Raw genomic sequence first — 22,593 nt, forward strand, 5'->3', positions numbered from 1 at the left:
CGCGGCGAATGCCGCGAAACGATCACGAATCCCGATGGCCGAACCCGACAAGACCCCCGACCCCGACAAGACCCCCGACCGCCGCCACCGCGAACGCGTCGAACAGCTCGTCGCGCGCCCGCCGGTGCGTGCCTCCGGCTCGCTGACGCTGGCCGCCCGGCGCCTGGACTACGGCGTCAGCGCCGAGTTCATCCCGGTGTCCGGCGAAGGCTTCGACGCCGCGCTGGCCGAGTCCCAGGCGGCGGTGATGACCACCGCCTACCAGCTGCGCGACGCCGCCGCCGGCACGCGCCCGGTGTGTTTCGCCTTCAACGGCGGGCCGGGTTCGGCCTCGATCTGGCTGCACCTGGGCGCGCTGGGCCCAAAGCGCCTGGTCGTGCCTTCCGACGGCAGCATGCCGGCGCCGCCGTACGCGGTGGCCGACAACCCGCTGAGCTGGCTGGAGCACTTCGACCTTGTCTTCATCGACCCGCCGCACACCGGCTGGTCGACGACCGCCGGCGAAGAGGTGCGCAAGAAGATGCTGTCGGTCGACGGCGACGTGAAGGCGCTGGCCGAGGTCGTGCGCACCTGGCTGACGCGGCACCGCCGCTGGGGCTCGCCGGTCTACCTGGCCGGCGAGAGCTACGGCACGACACGCGGCGCGGCGCTGGCCGACAAGCTGCTGGACGGCGGCGTCGCGCTCGCCGGGCTGGTGCTGGTGTCCTGCGCGATGGACCTGCAGAGCCTGTCCTTCGACCCGGGCAACGACCTGCCTTACGCGCTGTACCTGCCGGCCTTCGCCGTCGTCTCGCAGTACCACGGGCTGCTGAAGGGGCCGCTCGCCGCTTCGCGCGAAGCCGCGCAGGCGGCGGCCGAGGCCTTCGTCGACGAGGACTACGCCGCCGCGCTGCTGGCCGGCGCGCGGCTGTCGGACAAGCGCCGCGCCGCGGTGGCGCGCCGCGTCGCCGAACTCACCGGCCTGCCGCGCGAGCTGGTCGAGCAGAAGAACCTGCGCATCGCCGATGTGGACTACTTCTTCGAGGCCATGTGGCCGCAGGGGCGTCAGGTCGGCCGTCTCGACGCGCGCGTAACCGTGCCGATGGCCGCGCGCCGCAGCCGCGACTGGGAGTTCGACCCCGGCATCGAGGCCATCGCCGCGCCGTACACGATGGCCGCGATGGCCTACTTCGGCGAACTCGGACTGGCCACCGAGCAGCGTTACGAGACCCTGTCGCACGAGGCGCACCGCGCCTGGAACTGGAACCGCGGCGACGCCCAGGGCAACGCCTACGCCAGCACCAGCCGCGACCTGGCGCGCGCGCTGCGCCGCAACCCGCAGCTCAAGGTCTTCGTCGCCAGCGGCCGCTACGACCTGGGCACGCCGTACAGCGCCAGCGACTGGTCGCTGGCCCAGCTCGACGCGCCGCCGGAGGTGCTGGCACGCATCGAGCATCACTACTACGATGCCGGGCACATGATGTATACCCGGGAAGAGGACTTGACCAAACTCAAGTCCGACATCGCCCACTGGCTTGGATGATCGCCCCATGCACATCGGAATCCTGACCGGCGGGGGCGACTGCCCCGGCCTCAACGCCGTCATCCGCGCGGTGACGCTGTCGCTGATCAACGAATGCGGTGCCAAGGTCACCGGCATCGAACGCGGCTTCCTCGGCCTGCTGACACGTTCGTCGCGGCCGCTGGACACCGCCGCCGTCGCCGGCATCCTGGCCGAAGGCGGCACGATCCTCGGCACGCACAACAAGTGCGACCCGTTCCACTACTTCGGCGCTGCCGGTGCCGACAGTTCCGCCGCGGCGATGGACTACGTGCGCGAGCTGGGCCTGGACGCGCTGGTCGCCATCGGCGGCGACGGCACGATGGCCATCGCGCACAAGTTCGAGGCGATGGGCCTGCCGGTCGTCGGCGTGCCCAAGACCATCGACAACGACCTGTTCTGCACCGAACGCACCTTCGGCTTCGACAGCGCGGTGGCCGTCGTCGCCGAGGCGCTGGACCGGCTGGCGACCACCGGCCGCAGCCACGGCCGGGTGATGATCGCCGAGACCATGGGCCGCTACGCCGGCTGGATCGCGCTCGAAGGCGGCATGGCCGGCGGCGCCGAGGTCATCCTGATCCCCGAGATCCCGTTCAGCGTCGAGGCCGTGGCCGAGCGCTGCCGCGAGCGTGCCGCGCACGGGCTGTCGACGATCATCTCGATCGCCGAAGGCGCCGCGCCCGAGGGGGGCGGTCTGACCATCCAGCGCACGATCGCCGACAGCCCCGACCCGCTGCGCCTGGGCGGCGTCGGCAACTGGCTGCAGCAGCAGCTGGAGCCGCTGGTCGACTGCGAGGTGCGCACCACGCTGCTGGGCCACATCCAGCGCGGCGGCTCGCCGACGCCCTTCGACCGCGTGCTGGCCACGCGCTTCGGCTACCACGCGGCGCAGCTGGTCGAGGCCGGCCAGTTCGCGCGCATGGTCGCGCTGCAGGGCGACGCCGTCGTCAGCGTGCCGATCTCCGAGGTGGCGGGCAAGAACCGCCTCGTGCCGCGCGACCACGAGCTGGTGCGCGCCGCACGCGGCATCGGCGTCTCGCTGGGCGAGAAGTAACTACAGCAGCCGGTGCAGATCGGGCGCCAGGCGCCCGATCGCCGAACGCAGCGCGGCGTCGTCGCGGCCGAAGCCGAAGTCCTCGAACTCGAAGCCCGGCCCGACCGTCGCGCCGCAGTAGGCGAACTCGCCCATCGGCTCGGCGGTCTGCCACCAGTCGGCCGGCACGACGTGGCGCCGGCAGTCGGCGTCGAGCACGACCTGCTCGATCGTCTGCAGGTCCGGCGACAGCTGCCACAGCGCCAGCGGCCCGCCTTCGAGCAGGTGCCAGACCTCGCAGGAGCGCACCCGGTGCCAGGCCGAGCGCTCGCCGCGCACGAGCAGGAAGTCGATCGTCGTCAGGCCGCGGCGCTCGCCGCGCGCCGTGGCCACAGTCTGCTGCGAGCGGTAGAGCTCGGCGTAGTGGCCGCCTTCGGGGTGAGGCTTCAGCTTCAGCCGGTCGATCAGCGCCTGGGCGCGTTCCGGCAAATCGCTCATGCGTCCCTCACGTCGGCCACCGGCTGGTGGCCGAAGTCGGCGCGGTCCAGGTAGCGCAGCAGCTTGGCGGCCGCGGTCTCCGGGCTGTCGAGCATGCCGCCTTCGTGCAGGCCGACGAAGCGGCTGCGGTCGGTGAAACGTGTCGGGTCGGCACTGCGCAGCTGCACCTGCATGTCGGTGTCGATGACGCCCGGCGCCAGCGAGACGACGCGCGCGCCGTTGGGCCGCGCCGCCTCTTCGAGCGCGATCGCCCGCGCCAGGTGGTCCATGCCGGCCTTGGCGGCGCAGTACGAGGCGCTGCCGGCCATCGCGCGCCGGCCCAGGCCGGAAGACACGAACAGCAGCTTGCGCGGCACCTGCCACGACGCGGTGGCGCGCAGGAAGGCCGAGGCCAGCAGCATCGGCGCCTCCAGCCCGACGCGCAGCGCGTGCGAGAGGTCGGCCGCACCGACCTCGCCCAGCGGCGCGAGTTCGGAGATCACGCCGGCGTTGTTGACCAGCGTGACCGAGGCCAGCATGCCCGGGTCCTGCGCGCCCAGCCAGGCCGCCAGGCGGCTGGCCGCCGGCGCCGGGTCGGCGAGGTCGACGGTCCAGGCGATCAGCGCCGGGTGTTCGAGCGGCGGTGCACGCCGCGCCAGCGTCAGCACGCGGTCGCCGCGGTCCAGCAGCTGGCGCACCAGCGCGAGGCCCAGCCCGCGCGAGCCGCCGGTGACGAGGGTGAGGGAGGTCTTCATCGCTTCGAGCATACTGGCGCCGCCCATGAATCGTGTCCTGAAAAGCCCATTCCTCGTCGCGTTGCTGGCCGGCCTCGTGATCCTCGTCTTGGCCTTCGTGCCCGCGCTCTGGCAGGTGTTGCGCGGCACCGCCTCGGCCCCCGTGTCCTCGGCCGACACGCCCTGGAGCATCGCCGCACGCGGCGACGGCGTCGCCGCCTTCGGCCTGCAGCTGCCCGGCAGCACGCTCGCCGACGCCGAGCGCCGCTGGGGCGAAGACCTGCAGCTCGCGGTGATGGCCGAGACCGGCCAGGCCGGCGCGCTGGAAGGTTATGTCGAACGTTTCGAAGCCGGCGGCGTCGGCGGCCGGCTGCTGCTGACCACCGCCTTGCCCGAGGCCGAACTGCAGCGCCTGCAGCAGTCGGCCGCCGAGCGTGAGCCGGCCGGCGGCACGCTGTGGCGCTACCGGCTGCGGGCGTCCGAACGCAAGGCGATGGGCGCCACGCCGCTCGTCGGCCTGAGCTTCATCCCGGCGGCCAACCTCGATGCGCAGACGCTGCGCCAGCGTTTCGGCGAGCCCGACGAAATCATCGCCCCCGGTGGCCGCCTCGAGCACTGGCTGTACCCGGCGCGCGGGCTGGCGATCGCCGTCGACGCCGAGGGCCGCGAGCTGCTGCAGGTCGTCGCGCCGGCCGACTTCGAGCGCCGGCTGCGAGCGCCGCTCAAGACAGCGGTTTCGGCAGCGGCTTCGCCTGCAGCATCGGCCCCACGCTGAAGAACGCGCCACCGGCGACGTGGTGGATCGTGCGCAGGGCTTCGTGCCCGGGCGCGAAGCTCCAGCGCCCGCCCTGGAACACCCGCGCGTCGGCCTGCGCCGCGACGACCTCGGCGAGGAACAGGTCGTAGGTCTGCTCGACGTGCGGCTCGCGCAGCAGCCGGCATTCGAGCCAGCCGACGCAGCCTTCGACCAGCGGCGCGCCGGTCGTGCGGCCGGCGAAGACGCCCAGGCCGTAACGCTCGAACTTGTCGACGCCGTCGTGGCCGCTGGTGTTGCCCACCGTCACCGTGGCGTCGGCCAGCGCGACGCAGGGGATGTTGAGCGCGAACTCGCCGGCGGCCTCCAGCAGCGTGCGCGTGAACGTGCTCTTGTCGAGCACGACGGCGACCTTGGGCGGGTCGAAGTCCAGCGGCATCGCCCAGGCCGCGGCCATCACGTTGCGGCGGCCGCCGTGGGCAGCGCTGACCAGCACCGTCGGGCCGTGGTTCAGCAAGCGGTAGGCGTGTTGGAGGTCGACGTCCTGTTTCATCGTCTCGGGCTTCAGAAGTCGGGCGCACGCTCGAACTCGAGGCGCTCGCCGGTGACGGGATGCGGGAAGGCCAGGCGCGCGGCGTGCAGCAGCAGCCGCGGCGCCGCGGCGGCGAGTTCGGGCGGCGCGTAGAGATCGTCGCCGAGCATCGGGTGACCGATCGTCGCCAGGTGCAGGCGCAGCTGGTGCGAGCGCCCGGTGACCGGTTCCACCTCGACTCGCGTGCGGCCGGCGGCCACGTCGCGCGAGAGCACGCGCCAGCGGGTCAGCGAGGGCTTGCCGCGCTCGTGGCAGACCATTTGCCGCGGCCGGTTCGGCCAGTCGCAGACCAGCGGCGCGTCGACTTCGCCGGCGTCGGCGGCGATCAGCCCGGCGACGATGGCGACGTAGCGTTTGTCGACGCGGCGCTCGGCAAACGCGATCGACAGCGTGCGCTGCGCCGCCGCGCCGCGGCCGTAGACCATCAGCCCCGAGGTCGCCATGTCCAGCCGGTGCACGGTCAGCGCGTCGGGCCAGCGCGCCTGGGCGCGTGCGACCAGGCAGTCCTGCTTGTCGGGGCCGCGGCCGGGCACGGCCAGCAGCCCGGCGGGCTTGGCCAGCACCAGGCAGGACTCGTCGGCGTACAGGCAATCGGGCGTCGGCATCGGCCGCGAGCATAACGAGCGCCGTGGCGTGCACGCCGCAGCCGGGTGCGCCTGGGTTGACGCATCCAGAGCGCTCGGCGCACAGTGCGCGGCTGCTATCCACTCGCCACACAGGAGGCCGCCATGGAACATCGGGACCTTGCCGTTCACGGCCTCCGCCGCGCCGCGCGCTGACGCGCGTTCCCTGGATCTCCCGCCCGGCCACGCCGGGCTGCTGAAGTCCTCCGCCCGCCGGCCCCCGGCGCGCCGACAGGCCCTTCCCCATCGAGCCCCGCCCGGCCTCATGCGCTGGCGGACCGATCACGCGCGGCCCTCGGCCGCGCCACGGGACTTCAGTTCATCATGTCTTTTGTTTCCCCGTACGAGAGGCTGCAGGCCATCGGCCTGACGCCGCAACTGCTTTCTTCCCTGCCGTTTCCGCCACCCGAAGGCGAAGCCGCGCTGATGCGCGTCGCCGAGGTGCACCGCGACGGCCTCGTGCTGCACGACGGCGAGTCCACCTCGCCGGCACGCACCCGCCCGGCGCTGATCCAGGCGCTGGCCTCGGAGGCCGACGCGCTGGCCGTCGGCGACTGGGTGCGCGCCGAGCGCAACACCTTCGGCGAGTGGTGGGTCGACGCACGCGTGCCGCCGCGCACGCAGCTCGCGCGCCGGCTGCACGACGGCCGCGAGAAGGTCGAGCGGGTCGTGCTCGCGAGCAACGTCGACACCGCGCTGCTGGTCATGGGACTGGACCACGACTTCAACCTGCGCCGGCTGGAGCGTTACCTGGCGCTGGTGCGCCTGGCCGGTGTCGGCGCCGTGGTCGTGCTCAGCAAGGCCGACCTCTGCGTCGACCTGGGCCGGCGGCTGCGCGACGCGCAGACGCTGGCGCCGGCCGGCGTCGGGGTGCTGGCGCTGGACTCGCTGCACGACGACGTGCCGTCACAGCTCGCGCCCTGGCTCGCGCCGGGGCAGACGCTGGTGCTGCTGGGCTCCAGCGGCGCCGGCAAGAGCACGCTGGCCAACGCCTTGTGCGGCGAGGCCGTGGCGGCCACCGGCGGCACCCGCCGCGGCGACGGCCGTGGCCGCCACACGACGACGGTGCGCACGCTGCACCCGCTGCCCGGCGGCGCCTGCATCGTCGACACGCCGGGGCTGCGTTCGCTGCGCCTGGACGGCGACGCGGGCGACGTCGCCGGCGCCTTCGACGACATCGCGGCGCTGGCCGCCCAGTGCCGCTTCCGCGACTGCCGCCACGAGGGCGAACCGGGCTGCGCGGTGCGCGGCACGGTCGCGCCCGAACGGCTGAAGAGCTTCGGCAAGCTGGTGCGCGAGGCCCAGCGCGACTCGATGAGCGCGCTGCAGCGCCGCGAGCAGGTTGCGCAGTGGAAGGCGCGCAGCCGCATCGGCCGGGCGAACATCCGTGCCAAGCGCGGCTGATCGGCTTGCGCTCAGGCCAGTGCCGGGCGCACAGTGGGCCGTCGCCACCGCCCGGGAGCCCGGCCCATGTCCGATGTCACCGCGCTCGCGGTCCTGCCCGCGCCGGCCCGGCCGGCCTTCACGCTGGCCGATCTGCGCGGGCTGGTCCAGCTGGGCATCGATGCCGGCGTCGGCATCGCCGGCATCGCCGAGCAGTTGCACGGCACGATCCTGGCCGGGCGCGCGCCGCTGGGCGTGCCGCACGAAGGCGGCACGCGCGGGCTCACCGGCTTCGTCTACGGACGCGTGCGTGGCGGCATCCGCCTCGCCGGACGTGGCGTCGACGGCCTGCTCAAGCGGCTGGAGACCGAGCCGCCCGCGGCCAGTGCCGCCTCGCGCGAGGCCGTGCTGGCGGCCGTGAACGGCCTGTGGGGCGACCACCTGGCCGCGTCGGGCAACCCGCTGGCGATCACGATGAGCCTGCGGTTCGCCGGCCGCCGCCTCGGCCTGGGGCGCGAGGCGCTGGCCGCCGCCTTCCCGGACGCCGGCACGCGCGCCGTCGTGCTGGTGCACGGGCTGTGCATGAACGATCTGCAGTGGCAGCGCCAGGGCTACCACCACGGGCAGCTGCTGGCGCAGGCGCTGGACTGCCCGGTGCTCGCCGTGCACTACAACAGCGGGCTGCACGTCTCGCACAACGGCGCCCACCTGGCCGACCTGCTGGAGCGCCTGGCGCGCGACTGGCCGCGGCCGGGGCTGCGGCTGTCCCTCGTCGGACACAGCATGGGCGGGCTGGTCGCGCGCAGCGCCATCGCCCACGCCGAGCGCCACCACCAGGCCTGGCGCGAGCGGCTGCAGGCGCTGGTCTGCCTGGGCACCCCGCACCAAGGTGCGCTGCTCGAGCGCGCCGGGCAGCTGGTCGACGCGGCGCTCGGCGCCAGCCCCTACCTGGCGCCGTTCGCGCGCCTGTTGGGCGTGCGCAGCGCCGGCATCAACGACCTGCGCTGGGGCCATGTGCGCGACGAGGACTGGTGCGGCCACGGCGCCGGCGGCCCGGCGCGCGACCACCGCGTGCCGACGCCGCTGCCTGACGGGGTGCCGGTCTACCTCGTCGCCGCGACCACCGTCGCCGAGCCTCGCGGCCTGCGCCATGCGGTGCTGGGCGACGGGCTGGTGACGGTGGCCAGCGCCTGGGGCGAGCACCGCGACCCGGCGCTGGCGCTGGCGGTGCCGGCGAGCCGCAAGCGCCTGGTCACCCAGGCCGGCCACTGGGACCTGCTGAGCCGCGCCGAGGTCGCCGAAGCCTTGTGCGGCTGGCTGGCCTGAGCGCTCAGCCGGCCTTGGCCGGCGCCGTGGCGACTAGTTCGTCGCGCTGCGCCAGCGCCGGGAACAGCTTGAACCAGGCCGCCGCGACGGCCAGCGTGCCCAGGCCGCCGAACACCACCGAGCCCACCGGCCCGAGCAGCGCCGCGGTCGCGCCCGACTCGAACTCGCCGAGCTGGTTGGACGCGCCGATGAAGATCGAGTTGACCGCGCTGACGCGGCCGCGCATCTCGTCGGGCGTCTCCAGCTGCACCAGGGTCTGGCGGATGACGACGCTGATCATGTCGGCCGCGCCGCTGATGCCCAGAACCGAGAGCGACAGCCAGAACGAGGTCGACAGCCCGAAGACGAGCTGGGCGACGCCGTAGACCGCCACCGCGCCGAGCAGCACGCGCCCGGTGCGCCGGCGCACCGGCCAGCGTGTCAGCACCGCCGACATGCCCAGCGCGCCGACCGCCGGCGCGCTGCGCAGCAGCCCCAGGCCCCAGGGCCCGACGTGCAGGATGTCCTTGGCGAACATCGGCAGCAGCGCCGTCGCGCCGCCCAGCAGCACCGCGAACAGGTCCAGCGACATCGCGCCCAGCACCGGCTTCTTCTGCCAGACGAAGCGCACGCCGGCCAGCAGCGTCTCGCTCGTCACCGGCGCGGCCGGCGGCGGCGCGTGTTCGTAGCGCACCGCCATCGCCAGCCCGGTGCCCAGGCCGAACAGCGCCGTGCAGGCGGCGTAGACCGCGGCCGCCCCGGCGACGTAGACCACGCCGCCGATCGCCGGCCCGGCGATGACCGCCGCCTGCATCGCCGCCGACGAGAAGGCCAGCGCGCGCGGCAGCAGCGTGGCCGGCACCAGCGAGGGCACCAGTGCCTGCTGCGCCGGCATCTGGAAGGCGCGCACCACGCCCAGCGCGACCGACACGCCGAGCAGCAGCTCGCGGTTGGCCCAGCCGCCGGCACTGGCGATCCACAGCAGCGCCGACACCGCGGCCGTCGCGCCCAGGCTGGCCGCGAGGATGCGGCCGCGGTGCACGCGGTCGATCAGCTGGCCGGCGGGCAGCGCCAGCAGCATCGCCGGCGCGAACTGCAAGAGGCCGACGAGTCCCAGGTCCCAGGCCGAACCGGTCAGGTCGTACATCTGCCAGCCGACCGCGACCATGGCCATCTGGCCGGCGGCGGTGCCGGCCAGGCGGGCGAACCAGAAGAAGACGAAGCCGCGGTGGGCGAACAGGGAGTCGGAAGCGGGGGCCAACGGAAAGCGGAGAAATCGGTGAAAACCCGACCATAGCACCGGGGCCACGGCCGAGCCGGCGTGTCGGGCTCGTTCAGTCCTGGCGCGCGGCGCCCAGTCGGCCGAGCGCGATCTGCAGCGCGCGGGCGTCGCTGCTCGCGCGGTGGCGCGACAGGCCCAGCTCGCCGATGACGCCGCGGCGCGCGTCGCCCAGCCGCGCCAGCGCGTCTTCGTCGAGCAGCCGTGCCACCGTCTCCAGCCGGAACGACGGGTGCAGGCCGGCCTCCTCGTACAGCGCGCCGAGCCAGGCGTAGTCGTGCGCCCAGCCGTCGCAGTAGACGGTGCGGCCGGCGAGGTCGACGTTGAGCATCGCCGCGACCTCCGCCGCCGGGCGGCCGCAGCGCTCCAGCGTCTGGCGGTCGATGCCGTGCACGCCGGCGGCCTGCTCGTCCCAGTGGGTCCAGCCGGCGGCCGGGCGGATCAGCGTGCAGTGGGCGCGGCCGTCGGGCAGCACGTAGCCGACCTCGATCGGATAACTCGCCCGGCCGAAGCCCGAGGCCTCGACGTCGAGCACGCAGGGCAGCTCGGGCGGCGGTGGGGCAGGTGCGGGCGTCATGCGCGGGGACAGGCAAGGATCGGGCCGGCGTGCGGTTACGATCGGGGGCTGATGCCCAAGATCCTCGTCCTCAACGGCCCGAACCTCAACCTGCTCGGCCAGCGCGAGCCCGAGGTCTACGGCCGCGCCACGCTGGCCGACGTCGAGGCGCTGTGCCGCGACACTGGCGCGCGCCTGGGGGTCGAGGTCGAGTGCCGTCAGAGCAACCACGAGGGCGTGCTGCTCGACGCGCTGCACGAGGCCGGCCGCGCCGTGAAAACCGGCGAGCTGCTGGGCGTGGTCTTGAATCCGGGCGCCTACACCCACACCTCGGTGGCGCTGTTCGACGCGATCAAGGGCGCCGAGGTGCCGGTGATCGAGGTGCACGTCTCGAACGTGCACGCCCGCGAGCCCTTCCGCCACCACAGCTACGTGTCGCCTGCGGCCGCCGGCATCGTCGTCGGCTTCGGCGTCGACGGCTACCGGCTGGCGATCGAAGGCCTGGTGCGCCAGCGGCGCGCCTGACGCGCCGCTTCCCGCCGCCGCGGCGGGAGTCCCCGGCCAGCAGGGATGATGCCCTTGGCCGACAATCCGTTTCCACAAGACGACTGGACCGCCGATGTCCCGACCGATTTCCCTGTCGCCGGAGCGCCTGCGTGGCATGCGCCGCGGCATCGAGAAGGAAAGCCTGCGTGCCGACCGTCACGGCGCGCTGGCGATGACGCCGCACCCCGAAGCGCTGGGTTCGGCGCTGACGCATCCGCACATCACGACCGACTTCAGCGAGTCGCAGATGGAGCTGATCACCGGCGTGCACGCCGGCGTCGAGGCCTGCCTGGAAGAACTGCGCCGCGTGCACCAGTTCGTCTACCGCGAACTCGGTGACGACGTGCTCTGGGTGGCCAGCATGCCGTGCCGGCTGCCGGCCGACGAGAACATCCCGATCGGCCGCTACGGCTCGTCCAACGTCGGCCGCGCCAAGAGCGTCTACCGCATGGGCCTGGGCCACCGCTACGGCCGGCGCATGCAGACGATCTCGGGCATCCACTACAACTGGTCGCTGCCCGGGCTGGGCGACGACGAGTACTTCGCGCTGATCCGCAACTTCCGCCGCCACTCCTTCCTGCTGCTGCTGCTGTTCGGCGCCTCGCCGGCGCTCGGTGCGTGTTTCGTCGAAGGCCGCGATCACGGCCTGGAGCCGCTGGGCCCGGGCTCGCTGCACCTGCCTTACGCGACCTCGCTGCGCATGGGGCGCCTGGGCTACCAGAGCGACGCGCAGTCCTCGATCTCGGCCAGCTACAACAACCTCGAGAGCTACGCCGCGTCGCTGCACGACGCGCTGACGCGGCCGTACCCGGCCTACGAGGCGATCGGCGTGCGCAACCCCGGCGGCGAGTACAACCAGCTCGCGACGACGCTGCTGCAGATCGAGAACGAGTTCTACGGCACGATCCGCCCCAAGCGCACGATCGGTCCCGGCGAGCGCCCGCTGCACGCGCTGCGCGCGCGCGGCGTCGAGTACGTCGAGGTGCGCTGCATGGACCTCGATCCGTTCGAGCCGCTGGGCATCGCCGAGTCGACGATGCGTTTTCTCGACGTCTTCCTGCTGCACTGCCTGAGCAGCCCCAGCCCCGAGGACACGCCCGACGAGATCGCTCAGCTCAAGCGCAACCAGAACCTGGTCGCCACCGCCGGCCGCCAGCCCGGGCTGCGGCTGGAGCGCGGCGGCCGCTCGGTGGCGCTGGCCGACTGGGCGGCGGAGATCGTCGCCGGCTGTCTGCCGCTGGCGCAGCAGGTCGACGCGGTGCTCGGCGGCGACGCCTACGCGCGGGCCGTCGCCCAGGCCGACGAACGCCTGCGCTGGCTGCAGACGACGCCGTCGGCGCGGGTGCTGGCCGCGGCACGTTCGGACTTCGGCGGTTCGTTCTGCGACTTCGTGCTCGCGCAGTCGGAGCAGACCAAGGGTGCGCTGCGGGCGCTGCCGTTCCCGGCCGAGGTCGAGGCCGAGTTCCGCGCCGAGGCGCTGGCCTCGCTGCAGGCCCAGCGCCGCATCGAGGCCGCCGACACCCAGTCCTTCGAGGACTACCGCGTCGACTACCTGTCGCCCGCGCGGCTGACGGTCGCCGGCTGAGGCCGGCGCGCCTTCAGGCGCGGCGCAGCGCCTCGTAGGTGGCGATGCCGCCCAGCGTCATCAGCACCGAGCCGACGACGTGCACCGCCACCGTCGTCGCCGCCCAGGCCAGCCGCCCCTGCTGCAGCAGCGTGACGACCTCGGCCGAGAAGGTCGAGAAGGTCGTCAGGCCGCCGAGGAAGCCGGTGATGGCGAACAGCCGCCATTCCGGCGGCAGCGTCACATGGTGCGCGAACAGCGCCAGCGCGACGCCGATCAGGTAGCCGCCGAGCAGGTTGGCCGCCAGCGTGCCCGGCGGCAGCGTCGGGAACAGGCCGTTGAGCGCCAGCCCCAACCACCAGCGCAGCAGCGCGCCGAGCGCGGCGCCGAGCGCGATCGAGAGCATCGAGCCGATCATCGGCGGGGCAGGGCGCGGGCTGGCATGGCGGCGGATTATCGACGCGCGCCGGCGTCAAGGCGGCGACGCGGGCGCTTCGGTACCATCGCCGCCGAATCCACTCTCACCGCTTACCGCGAGGAAACCACCATGGCAATGGACGTCGTCGACTTCGAGATCAAGGGCTCGGAGATGCAGTTCGTCGAGATCGAACTCGATCCGGGCGAGGCTGCGGTCGGCGAAGCCGGCAGCATGATGTTCATGGACGCCGGCATCACGATGGACACCGTGTTCGGCGACGGCCGCCAGAACGCCGGCGGCGGCCTGTTCGGCAAGCTGCTGTCGGCCGGCAAGCGTCTGGTCACCGGCGAGTCGCTGTTCACCACCGTCTACACCAACCAGGGCGCGGGCAAGCTGCGTGTCGCCTTCGCCGCGCCCTACCCGGGCAAGATCCTGCCGATGGACCTGTCGAAGATGGGCGGCACGCTGATCTGCCAGAAGGACGCCTTCCTCTGCGCCGCGCGCGGCGTCTCGCTGGGCATCGCGCTGCAGCAGAAGCTGTCGACCGGCTTCTTCGGCGGCGAAGGTTTCATCATGCAGCGCCTGGACGGCGACGGCCTGGCTTTCGTGCACGCCGGCGGCACCGTCGTGCGCCGCGAACTGCAGGCCGGCCAGACGCTGCTCGTCGACACCGGCTGCGTCGTCGCCTACACGCCGGGCGTGGACTTCGAGATCCAGTACGTCGGCAAGATCAAGACCGCGCTGTTCGGCGGCGAGGGCCTGTTCCTGGCCAAGATGACCGGCCCGGGCACGGTCTGGCTGCAGAGCCTGCCGTTCTCGCGCCTGGCTTCGCGCATCTTCGCCGCGGCGCCGCAGCGCGGCGGCTCGCGCGAGGAAGGCTCGGTGCTGCCCTTCGCGGCGGCCGGCGGCGTGCTCGGCGGCCTGTTCGGCGGCGACGACGAGTAAGCCCGTGACGCCGCGCCCGCCTCCGCTTTCCAGGGCCGCACGATGACGCGGCTGCTCGACGCCTTCTGGCGCGCCGCGGCCTACTGCCTGCATCCGCGCGTCATCCTCTGGTCGCTTCTGCCGCTGCTGATCGCCGGCGGCGCGGCCGGTTTCGCCGGCTGGGCGTTCTGGGAGGGCGCGGTCGACGCGGTGCGGGCGACGCTGGAGCAGTGGGCGCTGGTGTCCGCTGCGCTGCGCTGGCTGGACGCGATCGGCGGCCAGGGGCTGCACGCGCTGGTCGCGCCGCTGGTCGTCGTCGCGCTGGCGGTGCCGGCGCTGATCGTCGTCACGCTGCTGCTGGTGGCGCTGCTGGTGACGCCTGCCATCGTCGACCTCGTCGCCGCGCGGCGTTTCCCGACGCTGGAGCGGCGCCGCGGCGGGCGCTGGTGGCAGGGGCTGGCCTGGTCGCTGTCGGCGACGATCGCCGCCGTCGTGGTGCTGGTGCTCAGCCTGCCGTTGTGGCTGGTGCCGCTGGTCGCGCTGGTGCTGCCGCCGCTGATCTGGGGCTGGCTGACCTACCGCGTCTACACCTTCGACGTGCTGGCCGCGCACGCCGACGCCGACGAGCGCCGCCGCATCATGGCCGAGCAGCGCTGGCAGTTGCTGGCCATCGGCGTCATCTGCGGCTACCTGGGCGCGGCGCCGACGCTGCTGTGGGCCGTCAGCGCCGCGACGCTGATCCTGGCGCCGGTGCTGATCGTCGCCTCGGTCTGGCTGTACACGCTGGTCTTCGCGTTTGCCTCGGCCTGGTTCGCGCACTTCGCGCTCGACGCGCTCGAGCGCCTGCGCCGCGAGGCCAGTGCCGTCGACCTGCCGGTGGCCGAAGCGCCGCCGCCCGTCACCCTCGACACGCTGCCACCGCCATGAACATCGGCACCATCATCATCGGCGACGAGATCCTCTCCGGCAAACGCCGCGACCAGCACCTGGCCAAGCTGATCGAGATGCTGGCGGCGCGCGGCCTGACCCTGTCCTGGGCGCGTTACGTCGGCGACGAGCGCGCGCGCATCAGCGAGACGCTGGCCCAGGCTTTCGCCAGCGGCGACCTGGTGTTCTCCTTCGGCGGCATCGGCGCTACACCCGACGACCACACGCGCCAGGCCGCGGCCGACGCGCTGGGCGTGCCGCTGGCGCTGCACCCCGAGGCGCGCGACCTGATCCTCTCGCGCATCCGCGAGATGGCCGCCGAACAGGGCGAGCCCTACGAGCCCGACCGGCCGGACAACGCGCGCCGGCTGCACATGGGCGTGTTCCCGGCCGGTGCGGCGATCATTCCCAATCCGTACAACAAGATCCCCGGCTTCTCGGTCGGCCACGTGCACTTCGTGCCCGGTTTCCCGGTGATGGCCTGGCCGATGGTCGAGTCGGTGCTCGACGGCCGCTACGGCCATCTGCACCAGGATGCAGCGCCGCGCGAACGTTCCGTGCTCGTCTTCGGGTCGATGGAGTCGACGCTGACGCCTCTGATGGAGGAGATCGAGACCCGCTTCGCGCCGGTCAAGGTCTTCAGCCTGCCCAGCGTCGACCACCCGACGCACGGACGCCACATCGAGCTGGGCGTCAAGGGCCGCGGCGAGCTCGTCGACGCCGCCTACGCGGCGCTGCGCGACGGGGCCGCGGCACTCGGTGCACGGCTGGGCGACGAGTTGGTGCGTTGATGCACCACGGTGCGCACCTCATTGGTGCGACACTTCGCACCAGACTGGAATAGCCGGCGCCAGGCTTCGTGGGAGGCGTCGCCGCGTCCTGCATCGTGCCTGCGCTGGAGTGCCGTTCCTTGGCACACCTTCTGCTACATTCGCTCGCGCCTTTCGGGGTTAGTACCGAGGGGTCGCCCCGATCAGACCAACCTTTTCCACGAGCCCCCGCTAGGAGATCTGAATGGCAAAGACCGTTGCCGACGTGATGAAGCTGGTGAAGGAGAACGAAGTCAAGTTCGTCGACTTCCGCTTCACCGACACCCGCGGCAAGGAACAGCACGTCTCGGTGCCCGTTTCCGCTTTCGACGAAGACAAGTTCACCGCCGGTCATGCCTTCGACGGCTCCTCGATCGCCGGCTGGAAGGGCATCGAAGCGTCCGACATGCTGCTGATGCCGGACCCGAACAGCGCCAACATCGACCCGTTCTACGAAGAGCCGACGCTGATCCTGACCTGCGACGTGCTCGAGCCGGGTGACGGCAAGCCCTACGACCGCGATCCGCGTTCGCTGGCCAAGCGCGCCGAGGCCTACCTGAAGAGCAGTGGCCTGGGCGACACCGCCTTCTTCGGCCCGGAACCCGAGTTCTTCATCTTCGACCAGGTCCACTGGCACGTCGGCATGGACGGCAGCCACGTGAAGATCACGTCGGAAGAAGCGCCGTGGTCGACGAGCAAGGAGCTCGAAGGCGGCAACATGGGCCACCGTCCGGCGGTCAAGGGTGGCTACTTCCCGGTGCCCCCGGTCGACAGCTTCCAGGACATGCGCTCGGAGATGTGCCTGATCCTCGAATCGCTGGGCATCCCGGTCGAAGTCCACCACCACGAAGTGGCGGCCCCGGGCCAGAACGAGATCGGCACCAAGTTCAGCACGCTCGTCGAGCGCGCCGACTGGCTGCAGCTGCAGAAGTACGTGATCCACAACGTCGCGCACGCCTACGGCAAGACCGCGACCTTCATGCCCAAGCCCGTCGTCGGCGACAACGGCTCCGGCATGCACGTGCACCAGTCGGTCTGGAAGGACGGCAAGAACCTGTTCGCCGGCGACGGCTACGGCGGCCTGTCCGAGTTCGCGCTGTACTACATCGGCGGCATCATCAAGCACGCCCGTGCGCTGAACGCGATCACGAACCCGGGCACCAACAGCTACAAGCGTCTGGTGCCGGGCTTCGAAGCGCCGGTCAAGCTGGCCTACTCGGCCCGCAACCGCTCGGCCTCGATCCGCATCCCGTTCGTCAGCAACCCGAAGGGCCGCCGCATCGAGGCGCGCTTCCCGGATCCGCTGATGAACCCGTACCTGGGCTTCGCCGCGCTGCTGATGGCCGGCCTGGACGGCGTCGAGAACAAGATCCACCCGGGCGAAGCCGCCACCAAGGATCTGTACCACCTGCCGCCGGAAGAAGACGCGAAGATCCCGACCGTCTGCCACAGCCTCGACCAGGCCCTCGAGTACCTCGACAAGGACCGCGCCTTCCTGACCAAGGGCGGCGTGTTCACCGATGCGTACCTCGACGCCTACATCGACCTGAAGATGCAGGAAGTCACGCGCTTCCGCATGACGACCCATCCGGTCGAGTTCGACATGTACTACAGCATCTAAAGTCCGGCGGCGCTCGCGCGTCACGTACTGCAGAAGGGACGGTTCGCCGTCCCTTCTTCGTTTCGGCGCGCCACAATCCACCGCACGGAGGTATTCCCCATGTCCCGTCGGCGAAGCGCCGGCCTCGCCTTGCTGCTGCTGGCCTCGGCGGCCGCGCACGCGCAAGGCGACAGCGGTCCCGTCTACCGCTGCCCCGGCAACCCCGAGAGCTACACCAACATGCTGACGCCGCAGCAGGCCAAGGACCGCGGCTGCCGCACGATCGAAGGCTCGCCGATCACGATCGTGCAGACGCGCCGGCCCACGCCCGCGGCACCGGCGTCCGGCGCCCGTCCGGCCGACAGCCGAGTCGACCCGGCCGAGCAGCGCGCCCGCGACAGCGACGCGCGCCGCATCCTGCAAGACGAGCTGCAGCGCGAGGAACAGCGCCTCGCCGAGTTGCGCAAGGAATACAAGGACGGCCAGCCCGAGCGCCGCGGCGACGAGCGCAACTACCAGAAGTACCTGGACCGCACGGCCTCGCTGAAGGCGCAGATCGAGCGCAAGGAAGAGGACGTCGCGGCCATCCGGCGCGAGCTGTCCAAGGTCTCGCCGTGAGCGCCGATCCCGACGCGCTCGACGGCTTCGACGCCTTCGACGCCTTCGACTACCTGGCGACGATGGTCGGCATCGGTGCCGCCGACGGCCGCTGCCTGTTCGTCAACTCGACGCTGGAGAACCTGATCGGCCAGTCGCGGCGCACGCTGCGCCGCGGCAGCGTGTTCGACTGGCTCGTCGACTCGGCGCGGCTGCGCGAGACGCTGGCCTCGGTGGTTAACGGCGAGGTCTCCTGCGGCCGCTTCGACGGCGTGCTCAAGCGCCCGGCCTCGCTGGGGCCGGCGGCGGACCTGCCGGTGCACGTCATCGTCAGCCAGATGGACCACGCCGAGCGCGTGCTGATCGAGCTGATCGAGGTCGAGCAGCAGACCCGGCTGGACCGCGAGGAGCGCGCCCACGGCCTGGCGCAGGCCAACAAGGAGCTGGTGCGCAACCTGGCGCACGAGATCAAGAACCCGCTGGGCGGCATCCGCGGCGCGGCGCAGCTGCTGGCGATGGACGTGCAGTCCAAGGAGCTGACCGAGTACACGCAGGTCATCATCCACGAGGCCGACCGGCTGCAGGCGCTCGTCGACCGGCTGCTGGCGCCGCACCGCCGGCCGCACGTCGTCGGCGACGTCAACATCCACGAGATCTGCGAACGCGTGCGCTCGCTGGTGATGGCCGAGTACCCGCGCGGGCTGACCGTCGAACGCGATTACGACACCTCGATCCCCGAGTTCCGCGGCGACCGCGAGCAGCTGATCCAGGCGGTGCTGAACATCGCCCACAACGCGACGCAGGCGCTGGCCGAGCGCATCGCCGCCGGCGACGCCGAGATCGTGCTGCGCACACGCGTCGCGCGCCAGGTCACCTTCGGGCGCAAGCGTTTCCGGCTGGCACTCGAATTGCATATCCAGGACAACGGGCCGGGCGTGCCCGAAGCCATCCGCGATCGCATCTTCCACCCCCTGGTGTCGGGGCGCGAAAACGGTTCCGGCCTCGGGCTGACGTTGGCGCAGACATTCGTGCAGCAGCATCAGGGCACGATCGAATGCGACAGCGTCCCGGGCCGGACCGTGTTCAAGCTGCTGATTCCTCTGCCTTGAGTCCGACTCGATGATCCTTGCCCGCGTCACGCAGTCCAAGCTGTCAAGCCGCCGCCACGAACCCGGTTCCGCCGGTCCGAAGACGCTACGGGGGGGCCTATGAAGCCTATCTGGATCGTTGACGACGACCAGTCGATCCGCTTCGTTCTGGAGAAGGCGCTGGTGCGCGAGCAGTTCGCGGTGCGCAGCTTCTCCGGCGCACGCGACGTGCTCGCCGCGCTCGACGACGACGAGCCGCAGGTGCTGGTCAGCGACATCCGCATGCCCGGCGGTTCGGGCATCGACCTGCTGTCCAAGGTGAAGGCGCGCCTGCCCGGGCTGCCGGTCATCATCATGACCGCCTACTCGGACCTGGACAGCGCCGTCTCGGCCTTCCAGGGCGGCGCCTTCGAGTACCTGCCCAAGCCCTTCGACCTGACCAAGGCCGTCGAGCTGATCCGCCGCGCCGTCGACGAGAGCCTGCGCGACGAGGTCGGCGAGACCGTCGACAAGGCCGTGCCCGAGATGCTGGGCCAGGCGCCGGCGATGCAGGACGTGTTCCGCGCCATCGGCCGGCTCAGCCAGAGCAACGTCACGGTGCTGATCACCGGCGAGAGCGGCTCGGGCAAGGAGCTCGTCGCGCGTGCGCTGCACAAGCACAGCCCGCGCGGCCAGGGCCCGTTCGTCGCGATCAACACCGCGGCGATCCCCAAGGACCTGCTGGAAAGCGAGCTCTTCGGCCACGAGCGCGGCGCCTTCACCGGCGCGCAGACCATGCGCCGCGGCCGCTTCGAGCAGGCCGACGGCGGCACGCTGTTCCTCGACGAGATCGGCGACATGCCGTTCGACCTGCAGACGCGGCTGCTGCGTGTGCTGTCGGACGGCCAGTTCTACCGCGTCGGCGGCCACCAGCCGCTGAAGACCAACGTGCGCGTGATCGCCGCGACGCACCAGAACCTCGAGCAGCGAGTCAAGGACGGCGTCTTCCGCGAAGACCTCTACCACCGCCTGAACGTCATCCGCCTGCGCCTGCCGGCGCTGCGCGAGCGCCGCGAGGACATCCCGATGCTCACGCGCTTCTTCCTGCAGAAGAGCGCGCGTGAGCTCGGTGTCGAGGCCAAACGCATCACCGACGCCGCGGTCGCGCGGCTGCAGGGCTTCGACTTCCCCGGCAACGTGCGCCAGCTCGAGAACGTCTGCCACTGGCTGACGGTGATGGCGCCGGCCCAGGTCGTCGAACCCAAGGACCTGCCGCCGGAGCTGCTGGCGACGCCCGAACTGCGCGCCTACGTGCCGGCCGCGCTGTCCGATGCCGCGCCGGCGGCCGCGTCGGCGCTGCCGCTGCCTGCGGCGCCCGCCGTCGCCCCGGAAGCTGCCACCCCGGGCTGGCTGGCCGACCTGGAGCGCGAGGCGCGCCGCCGCCTCGAGTCCGGCGAGCCCGACGTCTGGGACGTGCTGACGCGCCAGTTCGAAGGTCGGCTGATCCACACCGCGCTGGACATCACGCGCGGCCGCCGCATCGAGGCGGCGCAGAAGCTGGGCATCGGCCGCAACACCATCACCCGCAAGATCCAGGAGCTGGGTCTGGAGGACTGAATGAGGACGTGGCAGGCCGGAAGGCCTGCCACGCCTCACTCAGGCTCTTGCGCGACTTCACGCGCGAGGGCTGAACGAGGACCAAGCCCCCCCGCGCCCTCATCCCCCTCGTCCCCCAACGCCGCCTCCTTGTTCCGAGGGATGGCCGCTTGCGATGCATCACGGTGGGGCCGGTGGCGGCGGCCATCATGGCCGCTTCACCAACTTCGGCGTTCTGTCTCTGCCATGCGTCGTCCGCTGCTGCTGCTCGCCTCCTGGGCGCTGGTTTCGCTCCTGTCCGGTTGCGCCGTGCTCGGCGCCAAACGCGGGGTCTCCGAAGAGGACCTGTCGCAGACCCGGCGCATCGGTGTCGTCTCGCTGCTGGGTGATCGCCTGTATGGCGTGCGCATCGGCACCACGGTGTTCCAGAACGACAGCTTCGTCGCCCAGGTGCCGGAGTGGAAGGTCGACGCCTACGCCACCGACCGCGCCGTCGCGCTGCTGAAGGACCGGTCGAGCTTCGAGGCCGCTCCCCTGGACCGCGGCGAACTCGTCGCCGACCGCATGCCGGTCGACGGCTGGCAGCAACTGAAGACCGCCGGTGCGCGCCAGGGCTTCGACCGCTTGGTGATCGTCCGCCCGGGCACCGCCTCGACGCAGGACCGCGGCTTCTTCACACCCGGCTACGGGCTGATTGAACGTTCGTTCTTCGGCCTGGTTCGGCGTTGTGTCTACGCCGCCTACATCGTCGACGTCATGGACGTGAAGACCGGCGAGGAGATCGCCTGGCAATGGGGCAGCGACTTCCCCTGCGAATACGGCAAGGCGCCGCAACTGCCGATCCTGGCGTCGTTCGACCAGTACAGCGACGTCCAGCGCGAGTCGGTCCGCGTGGGGCTGATGCAATGGATCGACAAGTCGATGGCCGACGCGCTGGGTGCGCTCAAGCTGATTCCCGCGCCGCGCTGACCGGTCGGGCGGTTTCGGGCGCGCACAATCGGGTGCGTTCGAATCCGATGCCGCCCATGTCACATCCGACCGCCCCCTCCGCCGGCCTGCAGACCCTCGCCATCCACGCCGGCGAGACCCCCGACCCCGCCACCGGCGCCTCGGCGCCGAACATCGTCATGTCGACGACCTTCGTCACCGGCGCCGACGCCGGTTTCTCGGTCGAGGACATGGACGACGAGACGAAGTGGATCTACACGCGCTGGGGCAACCCGACGGTGCACCAGCTCGAGGTCAAGCTGGCCGCGCTCGAAGGCGCCGAAGCCGCGGTCGCCTTCGGCAGCGGCATGGCCGCGGTCAGCAGCCTGTTCATGCATCTGCTGAAGGCCGGCGACCACGCCGTCGTCAGCGACGTCACCTACGCCGCGGCCTCCGAGATGGCGCGCGAGATCCTGCCTTCGCTGGGCATCGAGATCACGCGCGTGGACACCTCCGACCTCGCCCAGGTCGCCGCCGCGATGCGGCCCAACACACGCCTGGTCTACGCCGAAACGCCCTGCAACCCGCTGCTGCGCCTGACCGACATCGCTGCCGTCGCCGACATCGCGCACGCTGGCGGCGCGCGGCTGGCCGTCGACTCGACCTTCGCGACGCCGCTGGCGACGCGGCCGCTGGCGCTGGGTGCCGACTTCGTCGTGCACTCGCTGACCAAGTACCTGGGCGGCCACGGCGACGCGCTGGGCGGCGCGGTGCTCGGCGGAGCCGAGGCGCTGGCCGCGCTGCGCCAGCGCACGGCGATCCGCTTCGGCGGCGTGCTGAGCCCCTTCAACGCCTGGCTGATCCAACGCGGCCTGGCGACCTTCCCGCTGCGCATGCGCGCCCACGCCGAGAACGCGCTGGCGCTGGCGAAGTACCTGGAGTCGCATCCGCGCGTCGAACGCGTGATCTACCCGGGCCTGCCGTCGCACCCGCAGTACGAACTGGCGCAGCGCCAGATGCGCAACGCCTCGGGCATGGTCACCTTCCGCGTCGCCGACGGTGCCGCGCTGGCGCGGCGCTGCGCCGAGCAGCTGCGTGTCATCCACTACGCGGTGTCGCTGGGCCACCACCGCTCGCTACTGTTCTACCTCGCCAGCGAGGACCTGCTGCGCACCTCGTTCCAGCTCGACACGCCGGCGCAGCGCGCGTCCTGGGACGCCTATGCCGGCGACGGCATCTTCCGCTTCTCGGTCGGGCTGGAAGACCCCGAGGACCTGATCGCCGACCTGTCGCGCGTGCTCGACGCCTGAAGCGGCGCCTGCGGCAGGTCAGGGCGCCGCGG

Annotated in this window: 23 protein-coding genes; 16 read left to right on the forward strand and 7 right to left on the reverse strand. The window is 71.9% G+C overall.

Going from position 1 to position 22,593, the window contains the following annotated elements:
• Positions 1-34: 34 nt before the first annotated feature.
• Both RGE_RS06970 and RGE_RS06975 read left to right on the forward strand, forming a co-directional pair.
• A complete protein-coding gene (locus RGE_RS06970; protein ID WP_014427630.1) occupies positions 35-1,522 on the forward strand; it encodes a S10 family peptidase in 1,488 nt (495 codons plus the stop codon).
• A gap of 7 nt (positions 1,523-1,529) precedes the next feature.
• Positions 1,530-2,594, forward strand: coding sequence for a 6-phosphofructokinase (locus RGE_RS06975; protein WP_014427631.1), 1,065 nt, complete (start codon positions 1,530-1,532; stop codon positions 2,592-2,594).
• Here RGE_RS06975 and RGE_RS06980 read toward each other — a convergent pair whose 3' ends face one another.
• On the reverse strand, positions 2,595-3,071 hold the full coding sequence (locus RGE_RS06980; protein ID WP_043783879.1) for a cupin domain-containing protein: 477 nt from the start codon (positions 3,069-3,071) through the stop codon (positions 2,595-2,597).
• The gene (locus tag RGE_RS06985) at positions 3,068-3,817 is read right to left on the reverse strand and encodes an SDR family NAD(P)-dependent oxidoreductase (protein ID WP_014427633.1); all 750 of its coding nucleotides are present in this window, start codon (positions 3,815-3,817) and stop codon (positions 3,068-3,070) included. Before RGE_RS06985 ends, RGE_RS06980 begins: the two co-directional genes overlap by 4 nt.
• A gap of 13 nt (positions 3,818-3,830) precedes the next feature.
• Here RGE_RS06985 and RGE_RS06990 point away from each other — a divergent pair, with 13 nt between their 5' ends.
• Positions 3,831-4,559, forward strand: a complete 729-nt coding sequence (locus tag RGE_RS06990; protein WP_014427634.1) for a hypothetical protein — start codon at positions 3,831-3,833, stop codon at positions 4,557-4,559.
• Here the strand turns inward: RGE_RS06990 and RGE_RS06995 are convergent.
• Together RGE_RS06995 and RGE_RS07000 are read right to left on the reverse strand one after the other, a co-directional pair.
• Positions 4,507-5,091 (reverse strand): flavin reductase family protein, encoded by a 585-nt coding sequence (locus RGE_RS06995; protein ID WP_014427635.1) that lies wholly within the window; start codon positions 5,089-5,091, stop codon positions 4,507-4,509. The two genes, RGE_RS06990 and RGE_RS06995, sit on opposite strands and share 53 nt — an antisense overlap.
• An 11-nt stretch (positions 5,092-5,102) precedes the next feature.
• A complete protein-coding gene (locus RGE_RS07000) occupies positions 5,103-5,735 on the reverse strand; it encodes an RluA family pseudouridine synthase (RefSeq protein ID WP_014427636.1) in 633 nt (210 codons plus the stop codon).
• Between the two features lie 342 nt (positions 5,736-6,077).
• On the opposite strand from RGE_RS07000, the gene rsgA reads away from it, so the two are divergent.
• Positions 6,078-7,157 carry a ribosome small subunit-dependent GTPase A gene (gene rsgA, locus RGE_RS07005; RefSeq protein WP_014427637.1) on the forward strand — a complete coding sequence of 360 codons (1,080 nt, stop codon included), beginning with the start codon at positions 6,078-6,080 and terminating at the stop codon, positions 7,155-7,157.
• Positions 7,158-7,223: 66 nt separating this feature from the next.
• Complete coding sequence (locus tag RGE_RS07010) at positions 7,224-8,462, forward strand: PGAP1-like alpha/beta domain-containing protein (protein WP_014427638.1); 1,239 nt, start codon at positions 7,224-7,226, stop codon at positions 8,460-8,462.
• Positions 8,463-8,466: 4 nt separating this feature from the next.
• Here the strand turns inward: RGE_RS07010 and RGE_RS07015 are convergent, their stop codons facing one another.
• Both RGE_RS07015 and RGE_RS07020 read right to left on the reverse strand, forming a co-directional pair.
• Positions 8,467-9,702: an MFS transporter gene (locus RGE_RS07015; protein WP_014427639.1), complete on the reverse strand. Its 1,236-nt coding sequence runs from the start codon at positions 9,700-9,702 to the stop codon at positions 8,467-8,469.
• 73 nt (positions 9,703-9,775) lie between these two features.
• Positions 9,776-10,297, reverse strand: coding sequence for a 3'-5' exonuclease (locus RGE_RS07020; protein WP_014427640.1), 522 nt, complete (start codon positions 10,295-10,297; stop codon positions 9,776-9,778).
• A 51-nt stretch (positions 10,298-10,348) separates the two neighbouring features.
• On the opposite strand from RGE_RS07020, the gene aroQ reads away from it, so the two are divergent.
• Both aroQ and gshA read left to right on the forward strand, forming a co-directional pair.
• The gene (aroQ, locus tag RGE_RS07025; RefSeq protein WP_014427641.1) at positions 10,349-10,801 is read left to right on the forward strand and encodes a type II 3-dehydroquinate dehydratase; all 453 of its coding nucleotides are present in this window, start codon (positions 10,349-10,351) and stop codon (positions 10,799-10,801) included.
• 94 nt (positions 10,802-10,895) lie between these two features.
• The gene (gene gshA / locus RGE_RS07030; protein WP_014427642.1) at positions 10,896-12,407 is read left to right on the forward strand and encodes a glutamate--cysteine ligase; all 1,512 of its coding nucleotides are present in this window, start codon (positions 10,896-10,898) and stop codon (positions 12,405-12,407) included.
• A 13-nt stretch (positions 12,408-12,420) separates the two neighbouring features.
• On the opposite strand, the gene crcB is transcribed toward gshA, so the two are convergent.
• Positions 12,421-12,804, reverse strand: coding sequence for a fluoride efflux transporter CrcB (gene crcB, locus RGE_RS07035; RefSeq protein ID WP_014427643.1), 384 nt, complete (start codon positions 12,802-12,804; stop codon positions 12,421-12,423).
• A gap of 129 nt (positions 12,805-12,933) precedes the next feature.
• Between crcB and RGE_RS07040 the strand changes: the two genes are divergently transcribed.
• The 9 genes from RGE_RS07040 (at position 12,934) to RGE_RS07080 (ending at position 22,561) form a co-directional block, all read left to right on the forward strand.
• A complete protein-coding gene (locus RGE_RS07040) occupies positions 12,934-13,749 on the forward strand; it encodes a TIGR00266 family protein (protein ID WP_043783883.1) in 816 nt (271 codons plus the stop codon).
• Positions 13,750-13,791: 42 nt separating this feature from the next.
• Positions 13,792-14,655, forward strand: a complete 864-nt coding sequence (locus RGE_RS07045; protein ID WP_014427645.1) for an EI24 domain-containing protein — start codon at positions 13,792-13,794, stop codon at positions 14,653-14,655.
• The gene (locus tag RGE_RS07050) at positions 14,652-15,446 is read left to right on the forward strand and encodes a competence/damage-inducible protein A (RefSeq protein ID WP_014427646.1); all 795 of its coding nucleotides are present in this window, start codon (positions 14,652-14,654) and stop codon (positions 15,444-15,446) included. The genes RGE_RS07045 and RGE_RS07050 overlap by 4 nt, the downstream gene beginning before the upstream one ends.
• Before the next feature lie 223 nt (positions 15,447-15,669).
• Positions 15,670-17,085, forward strand: a complete 1,416-nt coding sequence (glnA, locus tag RGE_RS07055) for a type I glutamate--ammonia ligase (RefSeq protein ID WP_014427647.1) — start codon at positions 15,670-15,672, stop codon at positions 17,083-17,085.
• A 99-nt stretch (positions 17,086-17,184) separates the two neighbouring features.
• Positions 17,185-17,682 (forward strand): hypothetical protein, encoded by a 498-nt coding sequence (locus RGE_RS07060; RefSeq protein ID WP_043783885.1) that lies wholly within the window; start codon positions 17,185-17,187, stop codon positions 17,680-17,682.
• The gene (gene glnL / locus RGE_RS07065) at positions 17,679-18,770 is read left to right on the forward strand and encodes a nitrogen regulation protein NR(II) (protein WP_014427649.1); all 1,092 of its coding nucleotides are present in this window, start codon (positions 17,679-17,681) and stop codon (positions 18,768-18,770) included. The genes RGE_RS07060 and glnL overlap by 4 nt, the downstream gene beginning before the upstream one ends.
• Positions 18,771-18,869: 99 nt before the next feature.
• A complete protein-coding gene (gene ntrC / locus RGE_RS07070; protein ID WP_014427650.1) occupies positions 18,870-20,345 on the forward strand; it encodes a nitrogen regulation protein NR(I) in 1,476 nt (491 codons plus the stop codon).
• A gap of 225 nt (positions 20,346-20,570) precedes the next feature.
• Positions 20,571-21,293: a hypothetical protein gene (locus RGE_RS07075; protein WP_014427651.1), complete on the forward strand. Its 723-nt coding sequence runs from the start codon at positions 20,571-20,573 to the stop codon at positions 21,291-21,293.
• 56 nt (positions 21,294-21,349) lie between these two features.
• Positions 21,350-22,561 (forward strand): trans-sulfuration enzyme family protein, encoded by a 1,212-nt coding sequence (locus RGE_RS07080; protein ID WP_014427652.1) that lies wholly within the window; start codon positions 21,350-21,352, stop codon positions 22,559-22,561.
• Positions 22,562-22,593: the final 32 nt, after the last annotated feature.

Origin of the sequence: Rubrivivax gelatinosus IL144, from assembly GCF_000284255.1 — a bacterium.
Classification (GTDB): Bacteria; Pseudomonadota; Gammaproteobacteria; order Burkholderiales; family Burkholderiaceae_C; genus Rubrivivax; species Rubrivivax gelatinosus_A.